The following is a 17,906-nucleotide window of genomic DNA, read 5'->3' as shown; positions in this document are numbered from 1 at the left end:
CGCCTTCACGCGACGGTGGGCACAAGTCCACACGCTCCGCGGCGGCGGCGAGAGTGACCGGCGGGGCCTGGAGTTCGTAAGCCCCTACACCGCAGACAATTTCACCGGCAGGCCATCGTTGACGGTCACCGAGAACGTGAACTTGGGCTCCGGCACCCAGCCGTCGGGCGCCTCCAGCCGATAGCGCTGGAACAGGATCGTCAGGAAGAACTGGGCCGCCATGTACGCCATGGTGGTGCCGAGGCAGAAGTGCTGCCCGGAGCTGAACGGCATGAACGCAAGCCTCGGCCGGGCCCGCAACTGGTCGGGATCGGTGAATCGGCTCGGATCGTACCGATCGGGGTCCGGCCACCAGCGCGGGTCGCGGTGCACCACCGACATCGACGCGCCGACCAGAGTGAACTTCGGCAGCCGGTAGCCGCCCAACACGTTGTCGGTCATGCAGAACCTCGGGAAGAACGGGTGTCCCTGCTTGCGCTGGCCCTCGTCGAAGCACGCCTTGGCCCAGGTGAGCCGTGGCACGTCGTCGAACGTGGGCAACGCCCCGCCCAGCGCGTCGATCTCCTCGTACAGCTTTGCCAGCGAGTCGGGGTTCTTCAACAGCAGCGCGACCGTCCAGGTCAGCGCCGCGCCCGTCGGGTCGTACGCGCCGCCGAGCAGGCCCACGATCTCGGCCGCCAGGTCGGCCCGCGAGATCGGCGATCCGTCCTCGTATCGGGCGTCCAGCAGGGTGTCCAGGAAATCCGGCGTCTGTAGCGGGTGCGCCCGGCGGTCCTTGACCAGGCGGCCGACGAGCCGGTAGATCCGCGCCAGCGCGGGCAGCAGGCTCGATCTCCCTTGGCGCGGAAGCAGATTCGGGAACGGCACCATCAAGGTGGTCAGGCCCAGCAGGCCGGTGATCGCCCGCATGTCCGCATCCAGCTGACGCAGCTCCCGCTCGCCGATCGACGTGGAGAACAACGTGCGTAGGTACACCTTCAGCGTCGTCAGGGAGATCTCGTACTGCAGGTCCACCGGCCGGCCCGTCCCAGCCCACTGCGACCATCCGGCAAGCCGCTCGTCGAACTCGCTGCAGAAGACCTCGGCCATCGTCGTGAGGTGCCTGCGCGTGAACATCGGCATCAGCATCTTGCGGCGTTCCCGCAGCTTCGGCCCTTCGAGCATGATGCTGTTGGCCCCGATTACGGCCAGCAGCGGGCCCAGGGGGCTGTATCGGCTGTACCGGCCGTCGGGGTCGTCCATGAACTCGTGCAGCAACTCCGGATGCGTCACCGCGACCATGTCGAGGAACGGCATCGGAATGCGGAAGATGTCACCGTAGGTGGCCGCGCCGCGGCTGATGAGCTCGAACGGATCCCGGCGTAGTTCGAAAAACGAGCCGACGACGGGCAGCCCCTTCGGCCCCGGCGGTAGCGGCGCGGGACGGCCGAAGCCGCGCGCGGCGCCGAGCATCGTGGGCACCGACAGCCGGGTGGGCCAGAGCGGATCTTCGCGCAGTGCGCCGACCACACTGAGCCGGCCGGAGGCCCACCGACCCCTCGGGGCCGGGGACGCCGAGGCGATGGGCGGGCCTGGGTCCGGAGCCTGCCATTCGCTCGGTGGGTAGATCGGCTCTTCAGCAGCGGTCAACGGGCCATCAGCCTTTCATCCGGAACGTCACCGAGTTAGGGTAGCCTGTGCAAACTGTGCGGATCGCACCATTCGACGTTTGCGTTCACCGCGTTAGAGTCGCGACGTGCCCAAGATCAGCGCGTCATCCGTCGAGGAGCACCGCGAGCAGGTTCAGCGACGGGTCTTCGAGGCGTTCGCGACGCTGATGGCCGAGCACAGCTTCGACGCGATCTCGATGGCGCAAATCGCGTCGCGGGCGGGTATCGGACGCACCGCGATCTACCACCACTTCGCCGACAAGGAAGCGGTGGTCGTCGCGTTCGCCTCGCACGAGACGAGTCGCTACCTCGACGGGCTGCGCGCCGACCTGGCCGACGTCGACGACCCGGCACAGCGGTTGGCCATCTACATCAGGCATCAGCTCACCGCCGGCCAGCAGTTTCACATGGGCCTGGGCCCGCAGCTGTACGGCGCCCTCTCCCAGGACACCATGCACGCCATCCGCGAGCACGTGGTGGCCATCGAGGACGTGCTGCGCAAGATCCTGGCCGACGGCGTGTCCACGGGGCAGTTCACCGTCGAGAACGAAGCGGCGACGATGTCTCTGATCCATGCCTGCCTGGCGCCTCGCGACCTGCCGGTCCCGGCGATCGAACAGTTCGTCCTGCGTGCGCTCGGCGCGGACCTGTGCTAGGTTTCTGACACACTGTCAGTATCGTTTTGACACATTGTCAGAGGAGCAGAGCGTGCCAGTGAGCGCCAGCCAGGCAGTGCGACCGTTTTCCGTCGCGATGAAGGAGGGGTCGGCTGCCGAGCACGACGCCGCGGAGCACTCCCCATATGTGTCGGAGCTGCTTTCGGGTCGCGTGAACCGACGGGGCTATGCCGATTACCTGCTGCGGCTGCGCGTGGTCTACGAGGCGCTGGAGGCCGCGGTGCGCGCCCGTCGGGACGACCCGCTGGTCGCCGCGGTGTACGACCCCGACCTGGAGCGCCTGCCCGCCATCGACGCCGACCTCGACCACTGGGCGCCCGGGGCCGCACGCGACATCGACTCCCCCGCCGCCCGGGCCTACCGCGACCGGCTCGCCGACGCCGCGTGGGGCGGAGCGCTGGTGGCCCACCACTACACCCGCTACCTGGGCGATCTCTCGGGGGGACAGGCCATCGGCAAGATCCTGGACCGCACATTCGGCCTGGACGGGGCCGGGCTGGCATTTTACGAGTTTCCGATGCGCCCCAAGCCCTACAAGGACGCCTACCGCGCCCGGCTCGACGGCCTGCCCCTCGACGCCGACGAGATCGATCGCGCGGTCGACGAGGTGAAGATCGCCTTCAACCTGAACCAGGCGTTGTTCACCGAGCTCGGCCACAACCTGCCGGCCTATCGGAACTAGAGCCTTTGCGTCCGCGGACGTGATGGCGGGCCTTGTGTGCACCGTCGGGGCGGGTTTGCTGGTGGGCCTTATCGCCGCGAGGGGCCTCAAATGTCGGGATTTCGGCGGGTTTGCCGCGATTTTCAGCGCCCTCGCGGCCGGGGCTGCGATTTTGAGCGCCCTCGGGTGACCGGCATTGTGTGCCACGCTGGCGGCGGACCATGCCGTCTTGCCCGCAAGGGGCCGGCGTCTGCTCGCCGAGCGTGAATCTTCTGCGAAATCGCCGCCGTTTTTTCGCAGCCACTTCACGTTCGGTGGAGCCGCTGCTACCCGGCGACCGTCACGGCCATGACGGCGACGTCGGCGATCAACAGCGCCCACCCGGCCAGCGGTACGACGATGCCGCGCCGACGTTTCGCGGTGAAGAACGAGAGCACGATCACAAGGAACGCGACGACGGGCGCGCCGTAGAACGCGACGCCGAAGTCAATCCCGCCGCGGCCCAGGTTGGGGCACGTGCGCTCGGTGCAGGCCGCCGTGCTCATCACGGCGCCGAGGGCAAACAGCATCACGATCGCGGCACCGGGAACCGTGCAGATCGCCAGGCCCCAGTTCAGCCATGTCGAAGCGCGGCCGTCTTCGGCCTGCGCCGGCTCGGTGGAGCGCCGGGCGGGGCCATCGAGGGTCTGGTGGGGGTTCTCGCCGTTCATCGTTCAGGGCCTACCCGGCGGTCATGGGGTGCAAACTGCGACGAAGCCCACGCTGGCCCACAAGAACGTTGCATCGCGTTAGTTCACGATATATCGTGATACTCTGTAACGCATCGAGGGGTGCAGGAGGCGCCCTCTCCAACAGACATAAGGACTACCAACATGAACACACCATTCACCCCTCCCGGCGGACCGTTCGGCGGCCGTCCGGGCTTCGGATTCGGCTTCGCAGCCGGCGGACCCGCTCAGCGCCGCGCCTTGCACGGTGCGCGGCGGCACGCCCGTCGGGAATTCTTCGAGCAGCTCCGCGAAAACGCCGGCGAACACGGTGGGCCGCTCGGCTTCGGGCCAGGCGGCCCCGGCGGCCCAGGCTTCGGGGGCCCCGGCTTCGGCGGCCCAGGCTTCGGTTTCGGCCCTGGCTTCGGCGGCCCGCGTGGCGGGTGGCGCCGGGGACGCGGCCGCGGGCGTCGCGGCGACGTGCGGGCGGCCATTCTGGTGCTGCTGGCCGAGCGGCCGATGCACGGCTACGAGATGATCCAGCAGATCGCCGAGCGCAGCAACGGAATCTGGAAGCCCAGCCCCGGCTCGGTCTACCCGACCCTGCAGCTGCTGGACGATGAAGGCCTGATCACCACCGGCGAAACCGACGGCAGCAAGAAGCTTTTCGAGCTGACCGAGCAGGGCCGCGAGGCCGCCGAGAAGGTCGAGACCCCGCCGTGGGACGAAATTGCCGAAGGCGCCGACCCGGGCCACCTCAACCTGCGGACCGCCGTGGGCCAGCTGTTCGGCGCTGTCGCGCAGTCGGCACACACCGCGACCGCAGAGCAGCAGCAGCGCATCGTCGAGATCCTCAACAATGCGCGCCGCGAGGTCTACGGCATCCTCGGCGAGGACTGAGCGCCGCGAGCGGACCCTGGATCAGGACACGTCGACCCAGTCCAGGGTCCGCTGCACCGCCTTACGCCAGCCCGCATACCCGGCGGCGCGCTTGTCGTCGTCCCAGGTGGGCGTCCAGCGCTTGTCCTCTTGCCAGTTCTCGCGCAGCTCCGACGGGTCGGCCCAGAATCCGACCGCCAACCCCGCCGCGTAGGCGACGCCCAGCGCCGTCGTCTCGGCGACTACCGGTCGCACCACGTCCACGCCCAGCACGTCGGCCTGAATCTGCATGCACAGGTCGTTGGTGGTGATGCCGCCGTCGACCTTCAGCACCTCGAGGCGGACACCGGAATCCGCTTCCATCGCGTCCACCACGTCGCGACTCTGGTAACAGATGGCCTCCAGCGTCGCGCGGGCCAGGTGCGCGTTGGTGTTGAACCGCGACAGCCCGACGATCGCGCCGCGGGCATCGGAGCGCCAGTACGGCGCGAACAGTCCGGAAAACGCCGGGACGAAGTACACGCCGCCGTTGTCCTCGACCTGACGGGCCAGCGCCTCGCTCTGGCTCGCGCCGCTGATGATGCCCAGCTGATCCCGCAGCCATTGCACCGCCGAGCCTGTCACCGCGATCGAACCCTCGAGCGCGTAAACGGGTTTGGCGTCGCCGAACTGGTAGCACACGGTGGTCAGCAGCCCGTTTTTCGAGCGGACGATCGTCTCACCGGTGTTCAGCAGGAGGAAATTGCCCGTGCCGTAGGTGTTTTTGGCCTCTCCGGCGGCCAGGCACACCTGCCCCACCATCGCCGCGTGCTGGTCGCCGAGGACGCCGGTGATCGGCACCTCGGCACCGACCGGCCCGGTGTCCAGGGTGACGCCGTACGGTTGCGTCGGCGACGACGGCTCGATCGTGGGCAGCATGGCCCGGGGGATGGAGAAGAAGGACAACAGCTCGTCGTCCCAGTCCAGTGTCTCGAGGTCCATCAGCATGGTCCGGCTGGCGTTGGTCACGTCGGTGACGTGCACCCCCCCGCGCGTCCCGCCGGTCAGATTCCACAGCAACCAGGTGTCGGGGGTGCCGAACAGGGCGTCGCCGCGTTCGGCGTCGGCGCGGACCCCGTCGACGTTCTCCAGGATCCACTGCAGCTTCCCGCCGGAGAAGTAGGTGGCGGGCGGCAGGCCCGCCCTACGGCGGATCACGTCTCCGCGGCCGTCGCGGTCCAGCGCCGACGCGATGCGGTCGGTGCGGGTGTCCTGCCAGACGATCGCGTTGTAATAGGGCCGCCCCGTCTTGCGGTTCCACACCAGCGTCGTTTCGCGTTGGTTCGTAATCCCCAGCGCCGCAATGTCCTTCGCGGTGAAGTGGGCCGCGTTCAATACCGACATGAGCACCGAGGCGGTGCGTTCCCAGATCTCGACCGGATTGTGCTCGACCCATCCGGCGCGCGGCAGGATCTGCTCGTGCTCAAGCTGGTGACGGGCGACCTCGCTCCCGTCGTGATCGAAGATCATGCAGCGCGTGCTCGTAGTGCCCTGGTCGATGGCGGCGATGAATTCAGCGGACCCGGCCAACTAACCTCTCCTGCGCTCTGGGATCGAACACTGCGTGTAATCGTCCATGATGGTCTATATGGCTATCGACATCGAGGACATGCCCCGCGGCGGGCCTGACGCGTCGTGGTTGGACCGGCGGTTGCAGACCGATCGCCTGGAGCACCTCGATCGTGTCGACGCCGAGAAGCGTGCGGTGGTGCACGATGGCGCGATCAGCTCGCTGCGGTCCTACAGCCGCTCGGCGCTGGTGCGGCATGCCGACCCCGCGATCCGGGTCGAGTTGCGCGGCGGCGGCGTGTTCAACAGCCCGATTCACCCGCGGCCGCAGATCGCGGTTGCGTCCCGCTTGCGTGGCGCGCGGTAAACCGGTTGCATCGGCGTTGTGGGCGAAGAGGTAAAGCGCACCACGTATAACCGCGCACACCGGCGGGAATACCGGCGCAAGGTTCAACTGTGTTTGGACGTCTTCGAGACGATGCTGGTGCAATGCAGGTTCGATTCGGACCGGCCGCTGACCGGCATGGAGATCGAATGCAACCTGGTCGACGCCGACTATCAGCCCGCCATGTCGAATCGCTTCGTGCTGGACGCCATCGCGGACCCGGCCTATCAAACCGAATTGGGTGCTTACAACATCGAATTCAACGTGCCGCCCCGGCCGTTGGGTGGAGACACCGGCCTTGAGCTGGAAGCGGAGGTGCGGGCCAGCCTGAACGACGCGGAGACCAAAGCGAGTGCCCGTGACGCGCACATCGTCATGATCGGCATCCTGCCGACCCTGATGCCGCAGCATCTCGACGAGGGCTGGATGAGCGAATCGACCCGCTATACGGCGCTGAACGATTCGATCTTCAGCGCCCGCGGTGAGGACATCCCGATCAACATCTCCGGCCCGGAGCCGCTGAGCTGGCAGGCCGCTTCCATCGCGCCCGAATCCGCCTGCACCAGTATGCAATTGCATCTACAGCTAGCTCCGGCGGAGTTCGCCGCCAACTGGAACGCGGCGCAGGTGCTGGCCGGGCCACAACTGGCGCTGGGCGCCAACTCGCCGTACTTCTTCGGCCACCACCTGTGGTCGGAGACGCGGATCGAACTGTTCGCGCAGTCCACCGACACCCGGCCCGAGGAGCTCAAGACCCAGGGCGTGCGGCCGCGGGTATGGTTCGGTGAACGCTGGATCGGCTCCGCCGTAGACCTTTTCAAGGAGAACATCCGCTACTTCCCGTCGCTGCTGCCCGAGGTGTCCGACGAGGACCCGGTGGCCGAACTGACCGCCGGGCGCATCCCGCAGCTTTCCGAACTACGGCTGCACAACGGCACGGTGTACCGGTGGAACCGGCCGGTCTACGACGTCGTGCAGGGACGCCCGCACCTGCGCCTGGAGAACCGAGTGCTACCCGCCGGTCCGACCGTCCATGACATGTTGGCGAATTCGGCGTTCTACTACGGCACGCTGCGCAGCCTTGCCGAGGCCGAGGAGCCGGTGTGGTCGGCGATGAGTTTCCCGGCGGCACACCGCAATTTCCTCGAAGCCGCCCGCCGGGGCATCGAGGCCCGGCTGCACTGGCCCGGCGTCGGCGAGGTCAGCTCGCGGGAACTGGTACTGGGGACCCTGCTGCCGATGGCCCACGAGGGGCTGCGGCGCTGGGGCGTCGACGCCGAGGTGCGGGACCGCTTCCTCGGGGTTATCGAGGATCGCGCCATCGCCGGGCGAAACGGCGCGACCTGGCAGGTAACCACTGTGCGCGCTCTGGAAGACGGCGGCATGGATCGGCCGCGGGCGCTGGCCGAGATGGTGCGCCGCTACAGCGAACACATGCACGCCAACGAACCGGTGCACACCTGGGACGTCTAGCGGCCTCGAGCGTGCGGCCGGCCTCACATTGGCGCGGCGGATCACGCGGAAGTTAGACCGATTCCAGCTAATTGGGTCAACCGGACGCTATTGCCGGACGGATCACGGAACCCGCAGTCGATGCCGTACGGCATGTCGTGCGGCTCCTCGGTGAACTCCACGCCGCGGGACTTCATCTCCGCATAGCTGGCCTGACAATCCTCGGTGGTGAGGAACACCGTGCCCGCGAAGCCCTTGGCCATCAGTTCGGCCACCTGCTTGCGGGTCGGCTCGTCCATCACCGGCTGGCCCGGGATCGCCATCAGCACGAGGGACACGTCGTCCTGGCCCGGCGGGCCGACCGTGAGCCACCGGAAGTTGCCGGCGTCGGGCAACGAAACATCTTGTCGCACTTCCATACCCACCTTTTCGGTCCAGTACTTCAGTGCCGCTTCCTGGTCGTGCACCCACAGGTGGGCGCTGGCAATCTTGAACATGCGCATCACGCTACGGCCCGGACTGCGCGTCCGTCTTCTCCCCGTGTGCTGTCTTGACGCGACTGTCGGCGGGCGGGCGGGTGTCCCGCGCGAGGATGCAACTTGGCACCCGCGCGTGCACTGACGCCGGCGGGATGCTGGCCCGGTAGGCCGCGGGCGGCTGGCCGTACACGCGGGCGAAGCTCGTCGTAAACGAGCCGACGCTGCGCAGGCCCACCATGACGGCGATGTCGGCGACGGACCGGTCGGTGTAGCGCAACAGCGACGCGGCGCGCTCCAGCCGCCGGGTCTGCAGGTAAGCCCGCGGCGATTCGCCGAAGGTGCGGGTGAACATCCGGCTGAAATGCGCCCGCGACAGGCCGGCCGCGGCGGCCAGGTCGTCGACGGTGATCGGGTCTGCATACCGCGCGTCGGCGAAGTCTTTGGCGCGCAGCAGATAGCGGGCGGGCGGAACCTGCGGCATGGGACCCAGTATGCGGCGCGCGTAGCTTCGGTGTCATGACCAATCCAGAGGTGATGAACTGGGACGACGCCTACCAGAACAAAGTCTTCGAGGCGCCGCCGCCGTGGAATATCGGCGAGCCGCAGCCCGACCTGGCCGCTCTGATCGAGGCGGGCGAGGTGCGGGGGGAAGTGCTGGACGCCGGCTGCGGGGTTGCCGAACTGGCGCTGGCGCTGGCGGCGCAGGGCTACACCGTGGTCGGCATAGACAATGCGCCCAGCGCCATCGCGGCGGCCAGGAAGGCCGCCGAAGAGCGCAGCCTGAGCACGGCCACCTTCGTGCAGGCCGACATCACGTCGTTCGGCGGCTACGACGGCCGGTTCGAAACGGTCATCGACAGCACGCTGTTTCATTCGCTGCCGGTCGAGGACCGCGACGCCTACCTGTCCGCGATACACCGCGCGGCGGCCCCGGGGGCCAGCATCTACATGCTGGTGTTCGCCAAAGGCGCCTTCCCCGATGCGTTTCCGGTCAAGCCCAATGAGGTGTCCGAGGAAGAGCTGCGGGCCGCGGTCGGCAGTACTTCGAGATCGACGACGTCCGGCCCGCCTTTGTCCACGGCAACATGCCGCCGATTCCCGATTCGCCGTTCGCCTCCTACGACCGCGACGACAAGAGCCGGACGAAGCTGCCCGCCTTCCTGCTTTCGGCGCGTAAGTCGGGCTGAGCCGCGCGGCGCGCTTCCGCCGAGCGTGCGGCCAGCTTCACGTTCGGCGCCGAGCGTGCGGCCAGCTTCACGTTCGGCGCCCGCCCATTATTTGAAAACGGCATGAATAAACCCTAACGGCGATAGGCTTTCCCACCTGCGTGTGCTTCACGGCTATTCGGGGGTCGGAGGTGCGGAATGTCATTCCTAATCACAGCGCCGGAGTTGGTGGCGTCAGCGGCATCTGATCTCGCTGGCCTAGGGTCGACGATCCAGGACGCCAGCGCCGCGGCGGCCCCGTCCACGACATCGATTGCGGTGGCCGCCGGCGACGAAGTGTCGGCGGCGGTCGCGGCGCTCTTCGGCACACACGCCCAGGAATATCAGGCGCTCAGCGCGCGAGCGGCGGCGTTCCATTCGCAGTTCGTGCAGGCCCTCAACGGCGCCGGCGGGGCCTACGCCGCCGCCGAATCGGCCAACGTTCAGTGGTTTTCGCCGTGGAAGCTGTTGACGGGACGCCCGTTGGTCGGCGACGGCGCCAACGCCGCGGCGAACAGCGGTCTCCCCGGCGGCGACGGCGGGTGGATCTTCGGCAATGGCGGCAACGGCGGGTCCGGCGGCGTCGGGCAGGACGGCGGCAAGGGCGGCGACGCCGGCCTGATCGGCAACGGCGGCAAGGGCGGGGCCGGTGGGCTGGGCAGGACCGGCAGCACTCCTGACACGGGTGCCCCGGGGAGCACCGGGCTGACCGGCGGCAATGGCGGCACGGGCGGTAATGGCGGGGCCGGCGGCAACGGCGGGCTGCTGTATGGCAATGGCGGTTCCGGTGGTCAGGGCGGCCAAGGCGGCCAAGGCGGCGCGGGCGGGGCGGGCGCCGACGGAGCGACCGGCGTGGTCACCGCCGCCAACCCCAACGGCGATGGCGGCAATGCCGGCTCCGGCGGAACTGGCGGCACCGGCGGCACCGGCGGCGACGGCGGCGCCGCGGGCAAGAGCGGCTTCGTCGGGCAGGCGGGCCGGGGCGGCGATGGTGGTATGGGCGGTACCGGCGGCACGGCCGGGGCCGCCGGGACGGGTGGTGCCGGCGCGGCCGGGACCGTGGACCACCCCGACGGCGGTAACGGCGGCACGGGCGGCGACCCAGGGACCCCGGGCGGCGGCGGTAGCGGTGGCGCCGGGGAGACCGGCGGCGCGGCCGGCGCGAACGGTGCGGCGCTCACCACCGGCGGCGACGGCGGCAAGGGCGGGGCCGGCTACGACGCCACCACCGGCACGGCGGCCGGGGTGACCGGCGGCAACGGCGGGACCGGCGGCAACGCCGGCAAGTACGGCGACGGCGGCGCAGGCGGTGCCGGCGGAAACGGCTCGGCCGGCGCGGCCGGCGTGGTGAGCGCCGGCAACCCCAACGGCGACGGCGGCCAGGGCGGCGGTGGCGGCAACGGCGGAGGCGGCGGACTCGGCGGCTCGACGTCGGGCAACGGCGGCAACGGCGGGATCGCGGGCAACGGCGCCAACGGTGGCAACGGGGCCGACGGCACCAACGGCGCCACTGGCGTGGTCAGCGCCGCCAACCCCAACGGTGACGGCGGCGATGCGGGCAATGGCGGCAACGGCGGCAACGGCGGAACCGGCGGCAACGGTGGCGCGGGTGGCACGGCGGCCCACGGCGACCCGGGCCTCGACCGGGCCGGCGGAACCGGCGGCAATGGCGGCAACACCGGCGCCGCGGGCGTCGGCGGTGCGGGCGCGGCGGGCACCGTCGACCACCCCGATGGCGGCAACGGCGGCAACGGCGGCGACCCCGGCACGACCGCCGGGATCCACGGTGGCGGCGGCGCTGGTGGAGGCGCCGCGTTACCCGGCGCCGACGGGCACGACGGCACCGCGTTCACCACCGGCGGCGACGGCGGCAGGGGCGGCGCCGGGTATGACGCCACAACCGGCACCGATCCCGGCGTCAACGGCGGCAACGGCGGCAACGGCGGGACCGGCGGCAAGTACGGCGACGGCGGGGCCGGCGGCGCGGGCGGCGACGGTAGCAATGGCGCCCCGGGCACCGACGGTGTCAACGCGGGCGACGCCGGCATCATCGGCGGCGATGCCGGGGCCGGCGGCAATGGCGGCCTTGGAGGCGGCGGCGGGCAGTACGGCGACGGCGGCCACGGCGGGGTTGGTGGCAACGGTGGGATCGGCGGCACCGGCGGCAAGGGCGCGGACGCCACCGCCGAAGGCGCGACCGGCGGGGCCGGCGGAGGCGGCGGCGCGGGCGGTGCCGGCGGCGAAGGCGGCCGCGGCGGCGACGGAGGGCAGTACGGCAACGGCGGCGACGGCGGCGCCGGCGGCAACATCGGTACCGGCGGCAATGGCGGCGACGGCGGCGTTGGCGGCCCCGGCGGCGGCACGGGTGGTGCCGGCGGGCAGGCGGGGGCCAGCGGCCTCGGCTACGGCATCCGGTCAGGCGGCGACGGCGGCGACGGCGGCAACGCCGGGCAGTACGGCAACGGCGGCCATGGCGGCGATGGCGGGACGGTCGGGGCCAGCGGCAATGGCGGCAACGGCGGGGCCGGCGGCGCCGGCGACGCGACCACGCCCAACGGCGGCACCGGCGGGAACGGCGGCAACGGCTGGTATGACGGCGAGGGCGCCGCGGGCGGAAAGGGCGGCAGCGGCGGTTCAATCTCCGGAAACGGCGGTGACGGCGGAGCCGGGGGGAGCGTCGCCGCGGGCGGCAATGGCGGCGACGGCGGCAAGGGCGGAGCCGGCGACTCCAGCGGCGGTACCGGGGGGACGGGCGGCAACGGCGGATACGGCGGCGGCGCGGGCGCTACGTACGGCGGCGGGGCCGGCGGCGACGCCGGGCAGTCCGGCAATGGCGGCAACGGCGGGGCCGCAGGCGTCATCGGAACGCCCGGAAACGGCGGAAACGGCGGCGACGGCGGGGCCGGCGGCGGCACCACCGGGACCGGGGGGAACGGCGGTGTCGGCGGCACCAACGGGCCCGGGGGCGTATCCCTTCCCGGCGGCAACGGCGGAAATGGCGGTTCGATCTCCGGAAACGGCGGGGATGGCGGAGCCGGCGCCAATGGCGGGGACGCCAGCATCGGCGGCGCCGGCGGCAAAGGCGGCGACGGCGGCTCGATCTCGGGCAGCGGCGGCAACGGCGGCAACGGCGGCTATGCAATCTCCAGCGGGTGGGGCTGGGGAAGCGCCGGCGGCGACGGTGGCTCGGCCCTGGGCAACGGCACCGGGGGCAACGGCGGGGCCGGCGGCCACGGCGGCAGCGGCGGTGCGGGCGGACTCGGCGGCGACGGCGGCAGCGGCGGCTCCGCCTCGGGCGACGGCGGCACCGGCGGCAACGGCGGCATAGCCGGCACGAATTTCCAGTCCGACGGCGGAGGTTATGGCGGCGCCGGGGGTGCGGGCGGCGCGGGCGCTGGCGATGGTGCCGGCGGGACGGGCGGCATTGGCGGGTCGGGCGGCACCGGCGGAAGCGGAGGACACGGCGGCGGCGGCGGGGACGCCTCGGGGACCGGCAACGCCGGGGCCGGCGGCGCCGGCGGATCGGCACGCTACGCCGGTGGCGGAAATAGCGGCGCAGGCGGGGCCGGCGGCGCGGGCCAACCCGGCGGCGTGGGTGGCGACGCGGGCGCCTCGGGCACCGGTGGCACCGGTGGTCATGGCGGCACCGGCGGTGATGCCTCGGGTTCGGGCAATGGCGGTGCAGGCGGGGACGCAGGCCAAGGCGGTCAAGGTGGCTATGCCGGCACCGGCGGCACTGGCGGTGCCGGCACCGCAACCTCGGCGGGCGGCCACGGCGGTAACGCCAGCACCGCCGGCACCGGCGGCACCGGCGGCGAGGGCGGATCCGGGGGGGCCGCCGCGGGCGCGGGGACCGGTGGAGGCGGCGGCGCCGGTGGTCAAGGCGGGTCCGGGGGCCGTTCAGGGTTCTACGCGGGCGGAAACGGCGGGGCCGGTAATCCGGGCGGCGACGGCGGCAACGGCGCCAGCAGCGGGAACGGCGGCAACGGCGGCAACGGTGGCAACGGCGGCACTTCCACAGAAGGCACGCCTGGCGCCGGCGGAGCTGCCGGATCTGGCGGAATCACCCTTAACTCGAACGGGCCCGGCGGCACCGGCGGCACGGCACTCGGCGGCGGCAACCCGGGCGGCGACGGCGACCCCGGCATCTACGGCAACCCCGGCGCCGACGGCACCCCGGGCGTGACTCCCTAACCCGTCGTCGCGGCCGTCGCGGCGATCAGCGCCTCGGCGAACACCTCGAGATCCTCGGGCGTGGTGTCCACATGCGGCGAGAGCCGCAGCCGCGGACCGGTCAACTCCAACGGCGCCCGCACCACCCCGACGAACGTGGTCAGGATCCGCCTCTCGGCGAGCAGCCAGTTCCGCACGGCGGCGGGATCGACGCCGTCGCCGGGGGCCAGCGTGGTGATGGCGCTCGGCTCCTCGATCTCCTCGACCAGCGTCCAGTCGGGCACATCGGTCAGCAGGGTCCGGCCGATAGAACCCACCTCGGCCAGCCGCGCCCGCACCACGTCGGGCCCGTACGCCGCATACTCCCCCAATGCCATCGAATACCCCACGCGCGCAGCGACATTGGCCTCACCGAACTCCAGCACCTGCGCCGCGCTGAACGACGACTCCGGCGGCGTCAGCCGCGGCCGCAACCGCTCCATCAGCTCGGGACGCACGGCCAGCATGCCCACTCCCCGCGGCCCGGCGATCCACTTGCGCGACGACGAGTACGTGACGTCGGCGCCCACCGCGCAATCGACCTGGCCCAGCGCCTGGGCGGCGTCGACCACCAGCGGCAACCCCAACTCGCGGCAGAGCTGCGCCACCATCGGGAGCGGCTGCACGATGCCGCTGTGGCTGGCCACCGGCGTGAAGTGGACCAGGTCGGGCGGGTCCTCGTCCAGGGCCAGCGCGGCGTCGTCAAGCGCAATCCGCCCGTCGTCCAGCGTCGGCAGCAGCTGACGCTCAAACCCGTGAATGCCGAAAAGGGCCAGGTTAGGGCCGTATTCACCCGGCAGGCAGGCCACCCGCCGGCGGCCCGCGGGCCAGGCGCCCAGCAGCAGGTCCAGCGCGTTCAGCGAGCCGGTGGTGAAGACCACCTGAGCGTCGGGCGCGCCGGCCAGCGCGGCGAACGCGGCGCGCCCGGCGTCGAGCACCGGCATTGCGGCCTCGGCCGCGACGTATCCGCCGACCTCCGCCTCGTAGCGCGCATGCTGGGCGGCGGCGTCGATCACCGCCAGGCTTTGGCGCGAGCAGGCCGCGCTGTCCAGGTGCAGGCCGGCGACGGGCGGACGAGCCGATCGCCAGCGATCGGCGAGCGTCACTTCACTGCCAGCGAGAGCCCGAAGTCGCCGGCGTCATCCGTCCACCACCGGATGCGTCGCAGCCCGGCCTCGGCCAGCTCGGCGACCACCCCCTCCGGCCGGAACTTGCACGACACCTCGGTGAGCATCTCTTCACCCGCCGCGAAGTCGACGGTCAGGTCCAAGGCGCCGACGCGCACCCGCTGCGAACGTTCTGAGCGCAGCCACATCTCGATGCGCTCCTCGTCGGTGTTCCAGCGGGCGACGTGCCGGTAGGCGTCCACGTCGAAATCGCCGTCCAGCTGCCGGTTGATCACCGCGAGCACGTTGCGGTTGAACCGCGCCGTCACCCCGGCCGCGTCGTCGTAGGCCCGCACCAGCCGCCCGGTGTCCTTGACCAGGTCGGTGCCCAGCAGCAGGCTGTCCCCCGGCGCCATCACCCCGGCCAGGGTCGCGAGAAACTCCGCGCGCGGACCGGGCGTCAGGTTGCCGATCGTCGACCCCAGGAACACGAACAGCCGTCGCCCGCCATCCGGTATCTCCCTCAGGTGCTCCTCGAAATCGCCACACACGGCCTTGATTTCGACGCCGGGATATTCGCGCGCGATGGCGGCCGAGGTCGCCGACAACATGCCGGCGTCGACGTCGAAGGGCACGAACCCGCGCAGCGAGCCGCGCTCACGCAGGGCATCCAGCAGTTGCCGGGTCTTCTCCGACGTTCCGGCGCCGAGCTCGACCAGGGTGTCGGCCTCGCTGGCGGCGGCGACCTCGACCGAGCGGGCGCGCAGGATCTCGGCTTCGGCCCGCGTCGGGTAGTACTCCGGCAGCCGGGTGATCTGGTCGAACAGGTCGCTGCCCACCGAGTCGTAGAACCACTTGGGCGGCAACGACTTCGGCGTCTGTTGCAGGCCCTCGAGCACGTCGCGGCGCAGCGCGCGATCTGCCGAATCCTCGGCCAGGTGGTTCGCTAGCGACAACGTCATCGAGATCCTCTCGTGTGGTCCAATGCGGTCACCGCGACGCCCGCCGCGGTGACCTCGACGAGGTGACGGTCCGGCACGTCCTCCCAGCCCGGGTCGTCGTCGTAGGGTTCGCTGGCCAGGACCACGCCGTCCTCGCGGCGCAGCACCGACAAAGTGTCTCCCCATACCGTGGCCAGCAGGCGGGATCCGTCGCCGGCCAACACGTTCAGCCTGGCCAACGGGTCGGCGGTCCCGAATTCCACGACCGTCGCGCCCAGCGCGTCCAGGCCACGCTCGAAGATCACCGCAGCCAATAGAGCGCTGTCACACACGGATTCGGCCGATGCGGTCAGCGGAAGCACCGTGCGGTCGACGACGCCGTTGTGCGACAGTAGCCACCGTCCGTCGGTGAACGGCGCGGTGGCACTGGCCTCGATCGGCATGCCGACGGTCGCCGACCGCACCGCGGCGACCACGCAACCGCTGCGCAGCGCCGGCGCGACCGAGTCGAACGACACGTCGCCCCACAGCGGCGCCGGGCTGCGCCAGCGCCGCGGAACCCCGGCATCGAAAAACCCGACGCCCCAACCATCGGCGTTCATCAGCCCGTGCTTCTGCCGCCGCGGCGCATACGACTGCACCCGCAGGCCGCATGGCGGGTCCAGCATTAGCGAGGAGACGCTCACGTCGGCGCCGAGCCAGCCCAGATGACGGCACATCAGGCGTCCCACGCCAGCCGGACGCCGGAGAAGATCTGCCGCCGGTAAGGGTGATCCCAATTGCGGAAACTGGGCCGCAGAATGGCCGATTCGACGGCCCACGACCCGCCCCGCAGCACCCGGTAGTCGCCGTCGAAGAAGGGCTGCGAGTAGCGCTCGTAGACCATCGGCGTGAAACCCGGCCAGGGCCGCAGCGGCGACGACGTCCACTCCCAGACGTCGCCGAGCAGCTGCTCCACCCCATACGCCGACGCGCCGCCCGGAAAGGCGCCCACCGGCGCGGGGCGCAACGCGGTACCACCCAGGTTGGCGCGGGCCTGCGACGGCGGCTCGTCCCCCCACGGGTAGCGACGCCGCGAGCCCGTCGCCGGGTCCCACGCGCAGGCCTTTTCCCACTCCACCTCGGTGGGCAGCCGGGCTCCGGCCCAGGCCGCGTACGCCTCCGCCTCGAAGTAGGTGACATGCTGCACCGGCTCGTTAACGGGAATGTCCTCGATGTAGCCGAACCGGGTGCGGCTGCGCGCGTCGGGACCCCAGAATTGCGGCGCCGTCAGGCCCGCCGCCAGCCGATGCTCCCAGCCGCGCTCCGACCACCAGCGTGGCTGCGTGTAGCCGCCGTCGTCGACGAAGCGCTGCCATTCGCCGTTGGTGACCGGAACCCGGCCGATCCGGAAGGCCGGCACGTCAACGACGTGCGCGGGACGTTCGTTATCCAGCGAATACGGTTCGGTCGCGGCGTCCACACCCAGCACGCACGGGCCGCCGGGGACCAGCACCGACGTACCGGCCAGGCCCGGCCGGCCCGGGGGCAGGGCGGCGTCGGCGAGCAGTGGGGCGCCGGTGCGCAGGTTGAGGGCCTGCAGCATGGTCTCGTCGTGCTGGTTCTCGTGGCTGACGACCAGACCGAAGGGGAAGTCGTCGGCGGCGTCGGGCAGGGCGTCCAGGGCGTCCAGCGCGGCGGATCGCACGGTCCTGCAGTACGACCGCGCCTTGTCCGGGGACAGCAGCGGCAGCTCGACCCGGCTGGCGCGCGAGTGCTCGAAGGCGTCGTAGAGGCCCTCGACCGCCGGCGACAACATCCCGGGCCGGTTCGGGTCACCGCCGCGCAGCAGCCACAGCTCTTCCTGCTGGCCGATATGCGCCAGATCCCACACCAGCGGGCTCATCAGCGGGTCGTACTGGCGGCGGAGTTCGGCGTCGTCGAAATCCACCAGGCGCAGCGTCCGCGTCCGTGCGCGCTCGAGATCGTCGGCAAGTTGCTGTCGGGAGGACGATCGCAAGCGCCG

The 17,906-nt window shown here is 71.1% G+C and carries 14 protein-coding genes and 2 pseudogenes; 7 read left to right on the top strand and 9 right to left on the bottom strand.

Translation table 11 applies throughout. The features are described 5' to 3' along the window. Window positions 1-84: 84 nt before the first annotated feature. Entirely contained in the window at window positions 85-1,629 is a 1,545-nt protein-coding gene (locus AC5Y5V_RS16725) for a cytochrome P450 (protein ID WP_499937336.1), read from the bottom strand. A 106-nt stretch (window positions 1,630-1,735) separates the two neighbouring features. Between AC5Y5V_RS16725 and AC5Y5V_RS16720 the strand changes: the two genes are divergently transcribed. Both AC5Y5V_RS16720 and AC5Y5V_RS16715 read left to right on the top strand, forming a co-directional pair. After that, window positions 1,736-2,305: a TetR/AcrR family transcriptional regulator gene (locus AC5Y5V_RS16720; protein ID WP_499937334.1), complete on the top strand. Its 570-nt coding sequence runs from the start codon at window positions 1,736-1,738 to the stop codon at window positions 2,303-2,305. Between the two features lie 52 nt (window positions 2,306-2,357). Next, the gene (locus AC5Y5V_RS16715) at window positions 2,358-3,008 is read left to right on the top strand and encodes a biliverdin-producing heme oxygenase (protein WP_499937332.1); all 651 of its coding nucleotides are present in this window, start codon (window positions 2,358-2,360) and stop codon (window positions 3,006-3,008) included. Between the two features lie 305 nt (window positions 3,009-3,313). Here AC5Y5V_RS16715 and AC5Y5V_RS16710 read toward each other — a convergent pair whose 3' ends face one another. After that, window positions 3,314-3,697, bottom strand: a complete 384-nt coding sequence (locus tag AC5Y5V_RS16710; RefSeq protein WP_499937330.1) for a hypothetical protein — start codon at window positions 3,695-3,697, stop codon at window positions 3,314-3,316. Window positions 3,698-3,859: 162 nt separating this feature from the next. On the opposite strand from AC5Y5V_RS16710, the gene AC5Y5V_RS16705 reads away from it, so the two are divergent. Then, window positions 3,860-4,594, top strand: coding sequence for a PadR family transcriptional regulator (locus tag AC5Y5V_RS16705; RefSeq protein WP_499937328.1), 735 nt, complete (start codon window positions 3,860-3,862; stop codon window positions 4,592-4,594). A gap of 21 nt (window positions 4,595-4,615) precedes the next feature. On the opposite strand, the gene glpK is transcribed toward AC5Y5V_RS16705, so the two are convergent. Continuing rightward, a complete protein-coding gene (glpK, locus tag AC5Y5V_RS16700; protein ID WP_499937326.1) occupies window positions 4,616-6,142 on the bottom strand; it encodes a glycerol kinase GlpK in 1,527 nt (508 codons plus the stop codon). A gap of 49 nt (window positions 6,143-6,191) precedes the next feature. Here glpK and AC5Y5V_RS16695 point away from each other — a divergent pair. Together AC5Y5V_RS16695 and AC5Y5V_RS16690 are read left to right on the top strand one after the other, a co-directional pair. Then, a pseudogene (locus tag AC5Y5V_RS16695) lies at window positions 6,192-6,323 on the top strand (SAM-dependent methyltransferase); the annotation flags it as partial. 183 nt (window positions 6,324-6,506) lie between these two features. Then, window positions 6,507-7,979 carry a glutamate-cysteine ligase family protein gene (locus AC5Y5V_RS16690; RefSeq protein ID WP_499937324.1) on the top strand — a complete coding sequence of 491 codons (1,473 nt, stop codon included), beginning with the start codon at window positions 6,507-6,509 and terminating at the stop codon, window positions 7,977-7,979. Between the two features lie 41 nt (window positions 7,980-8,020). Here the strand turns inward: AC5Y5V_RS16690 and AC5Y5V_RS16685 are convergent, their stop codons facing one another. Together AC5Y5V_RS16685 and AC5Y5V_RS16680 are read right to left on the bottom strand one after the other, a co-directional pair. Beyond that, on the bottom strand, window positions 8,021-8,455 hold the full coding sequence (locus AC5Y5V_RS16685; protein ID WP_499937322.1) for a VOC family protein: 435 nt from the start codon (window positions 8,453-8,455) through the stop codon (window positions 8,021-8,023). A 10-nt stretch (window positions 8,456-8,465) separates the two neighbouring features. Further along, a complete protein-coding gene (locus AC5Y5V_RS16680) occupies window positions 8,466-8,918 on the bottom strand; it encodes a helix-turn-helix transcriptional regulator (protein ID WP_499937320.1) in 453 nt (150 codons plus the stop codon). A gap of 35 nt (window positions 8,919-8,953) precedes the next feature. Here AC5Y5V_RS16680 and AC5Y5V_RS16675 point away from each other — a divergent pair. After that, window positions 8,954-9,624 (top strand): annotated as a pseudogene (locus AC5Y5V_RS16675) (class I SAM-dependent methyltransferase). Window positions 9,625-9,801: 177 nt separating this feature from the next. After that, the gene (locus AC5Y5V_RS16670) at window positions 9,802-13,836 is read left to right on the top strand and encodes a PE family protein (RefSeq protein WP_499937317.1); all 4,035 of its coding nucleotides are present in this window, start codon (window positions 9,802-9,804) and stop codon (window positions 13,834-13,836) included. On the opposite strand, the gene egtE is transcribed toward AC5Y5V_RS16670, so the two are convergent. From egtE to egtB, 4 genes are read right to left on the bottom strand one after another with little or no spacing between them, the layout of a single operon-like run. Then, window positions 13,833-14,960 (bottom strand): ergothioneine biosynthesis PLP-dependent enzyme EgtE, encoded by a 1,128-nt coding sequence (gene egtE, locus AC5Y5V_RS16665; protein ID WP_499937315.1) that lies wholly within the window; start codon window positions 14,958-14,960, stop codon window positions 13,833-13,835. The genes AC5Y5V_RS16670 and egtE overlap by 4 nt on opposite strands. Then, window positions 14,957-15,922 carry an L-histidine N(alpha)-methyltransferase gene (gene egtD / locus AC5Y5V_RS16660; protein WP_499937313.1) on the bottom strand — a complete coding sequence of 322 codons (966 nt, stop codon included), beginning with the start codon at window positions 15,920-15,922 and terminating at the stop codon, window positions 14,957-14,959. Before egtD ends, egtE begins: the two co-directional genes overlap by 4 nt. Continuing rightward, window positions 15,919-16,620, bottom strand: a complete 702-nt coding sequence (gene egtC / locus AC5Y5V_RS16655) for an ergothioneine biosynthesis protein EgtC (protein WP_499937311.1) — start codon at window positions 16,618-16,620, stop codon at window positions 15,919-15,921. The genes egtD and egtC overlap by 4 nt, the downstream gene beginning before the upstream one ends. Next, window positions 16,620-17,900, bottom strand: a complete 1,281-nt coding sequence (gene egtB, locus AC5Y5V_RS16650) for an ergothioneine biosynthesis protein EgtB (RefSeq protein ID WP_499937400.1) — start codon at window positions 17,898-17,900, stop codon at window positions 16,620-16,622. Before egtB ends, egtC begins: the two co-directional genes overlap by 1 nt. Between the last annotated feature and the right edge of the window lie 6 nt (window positions 17,901-17,906).

This window comes from Mycobacterium sp. NGS68, from assembly GCF_059812195.1.
The sequence above is the reverse complement of the archived record's forward strand: the minus strand, read 5'-3'. Positions and strand labels throughout refer to the sequence as shown.

What these genes read in the sequence shown, in the direction of transcription:
- AC5Y5V_RS16710 (WP_499937330.1), bottom strand. Translation starts at nt 3,697, where the DNA reads ATGAACGGCGAGAACCCCCACCAGACCCTCGATGGCCCCGCCCGGCGC.
- AC5Y5V_RS16705 (WP_499937328.1), top strand. Translation starts at nt 3,860, where the DNA reads ATGAACACACCATTCACCCCTCCCGGCGGACCGTTCGGCGGCCGTCCG.
- AC5Y5V_RS16685 (WP_499937322.1), bottom strand. Translation starts at nt 8,455, where the DNA reads ATGTTCAAGATTGCCAGCGCCCACCTGTGGGTGCACGACCAGGAAGCG.
- AC5Y5V_RS16680 (WP_499937320.1), bottom strand. Translation starts at nt 8,918, where the DNA reads ATGCCGCAGGTTCCGCCCGCCCGCTATCTGCTGCGCGCCAAAGACTTC.
- AC5Y5V_RS16670 (WP_499937317.1), top strand. Translation starts at nt 9,802, where the DNA reads ATGTCATTCCTAATCACAGCGCCGGAGTTGGTGGCGTCAGCGGCATCT.
- egtD (WP_499937313.1), bottom strand. Translation starts at nt 15,922, where the DNA reads ATGACGTTGTCGCTAGCGAACCACCTGGCCGAGGATTCGGCAGATCGC.
- egtC (WP_499937311.1), bottom strand. Translation starts at nt 16,620, where the DNA reads ATGTGCCGTCATCTGGGCTGGCTCGGCGCCGACGTGAGCGTCTCCTCG.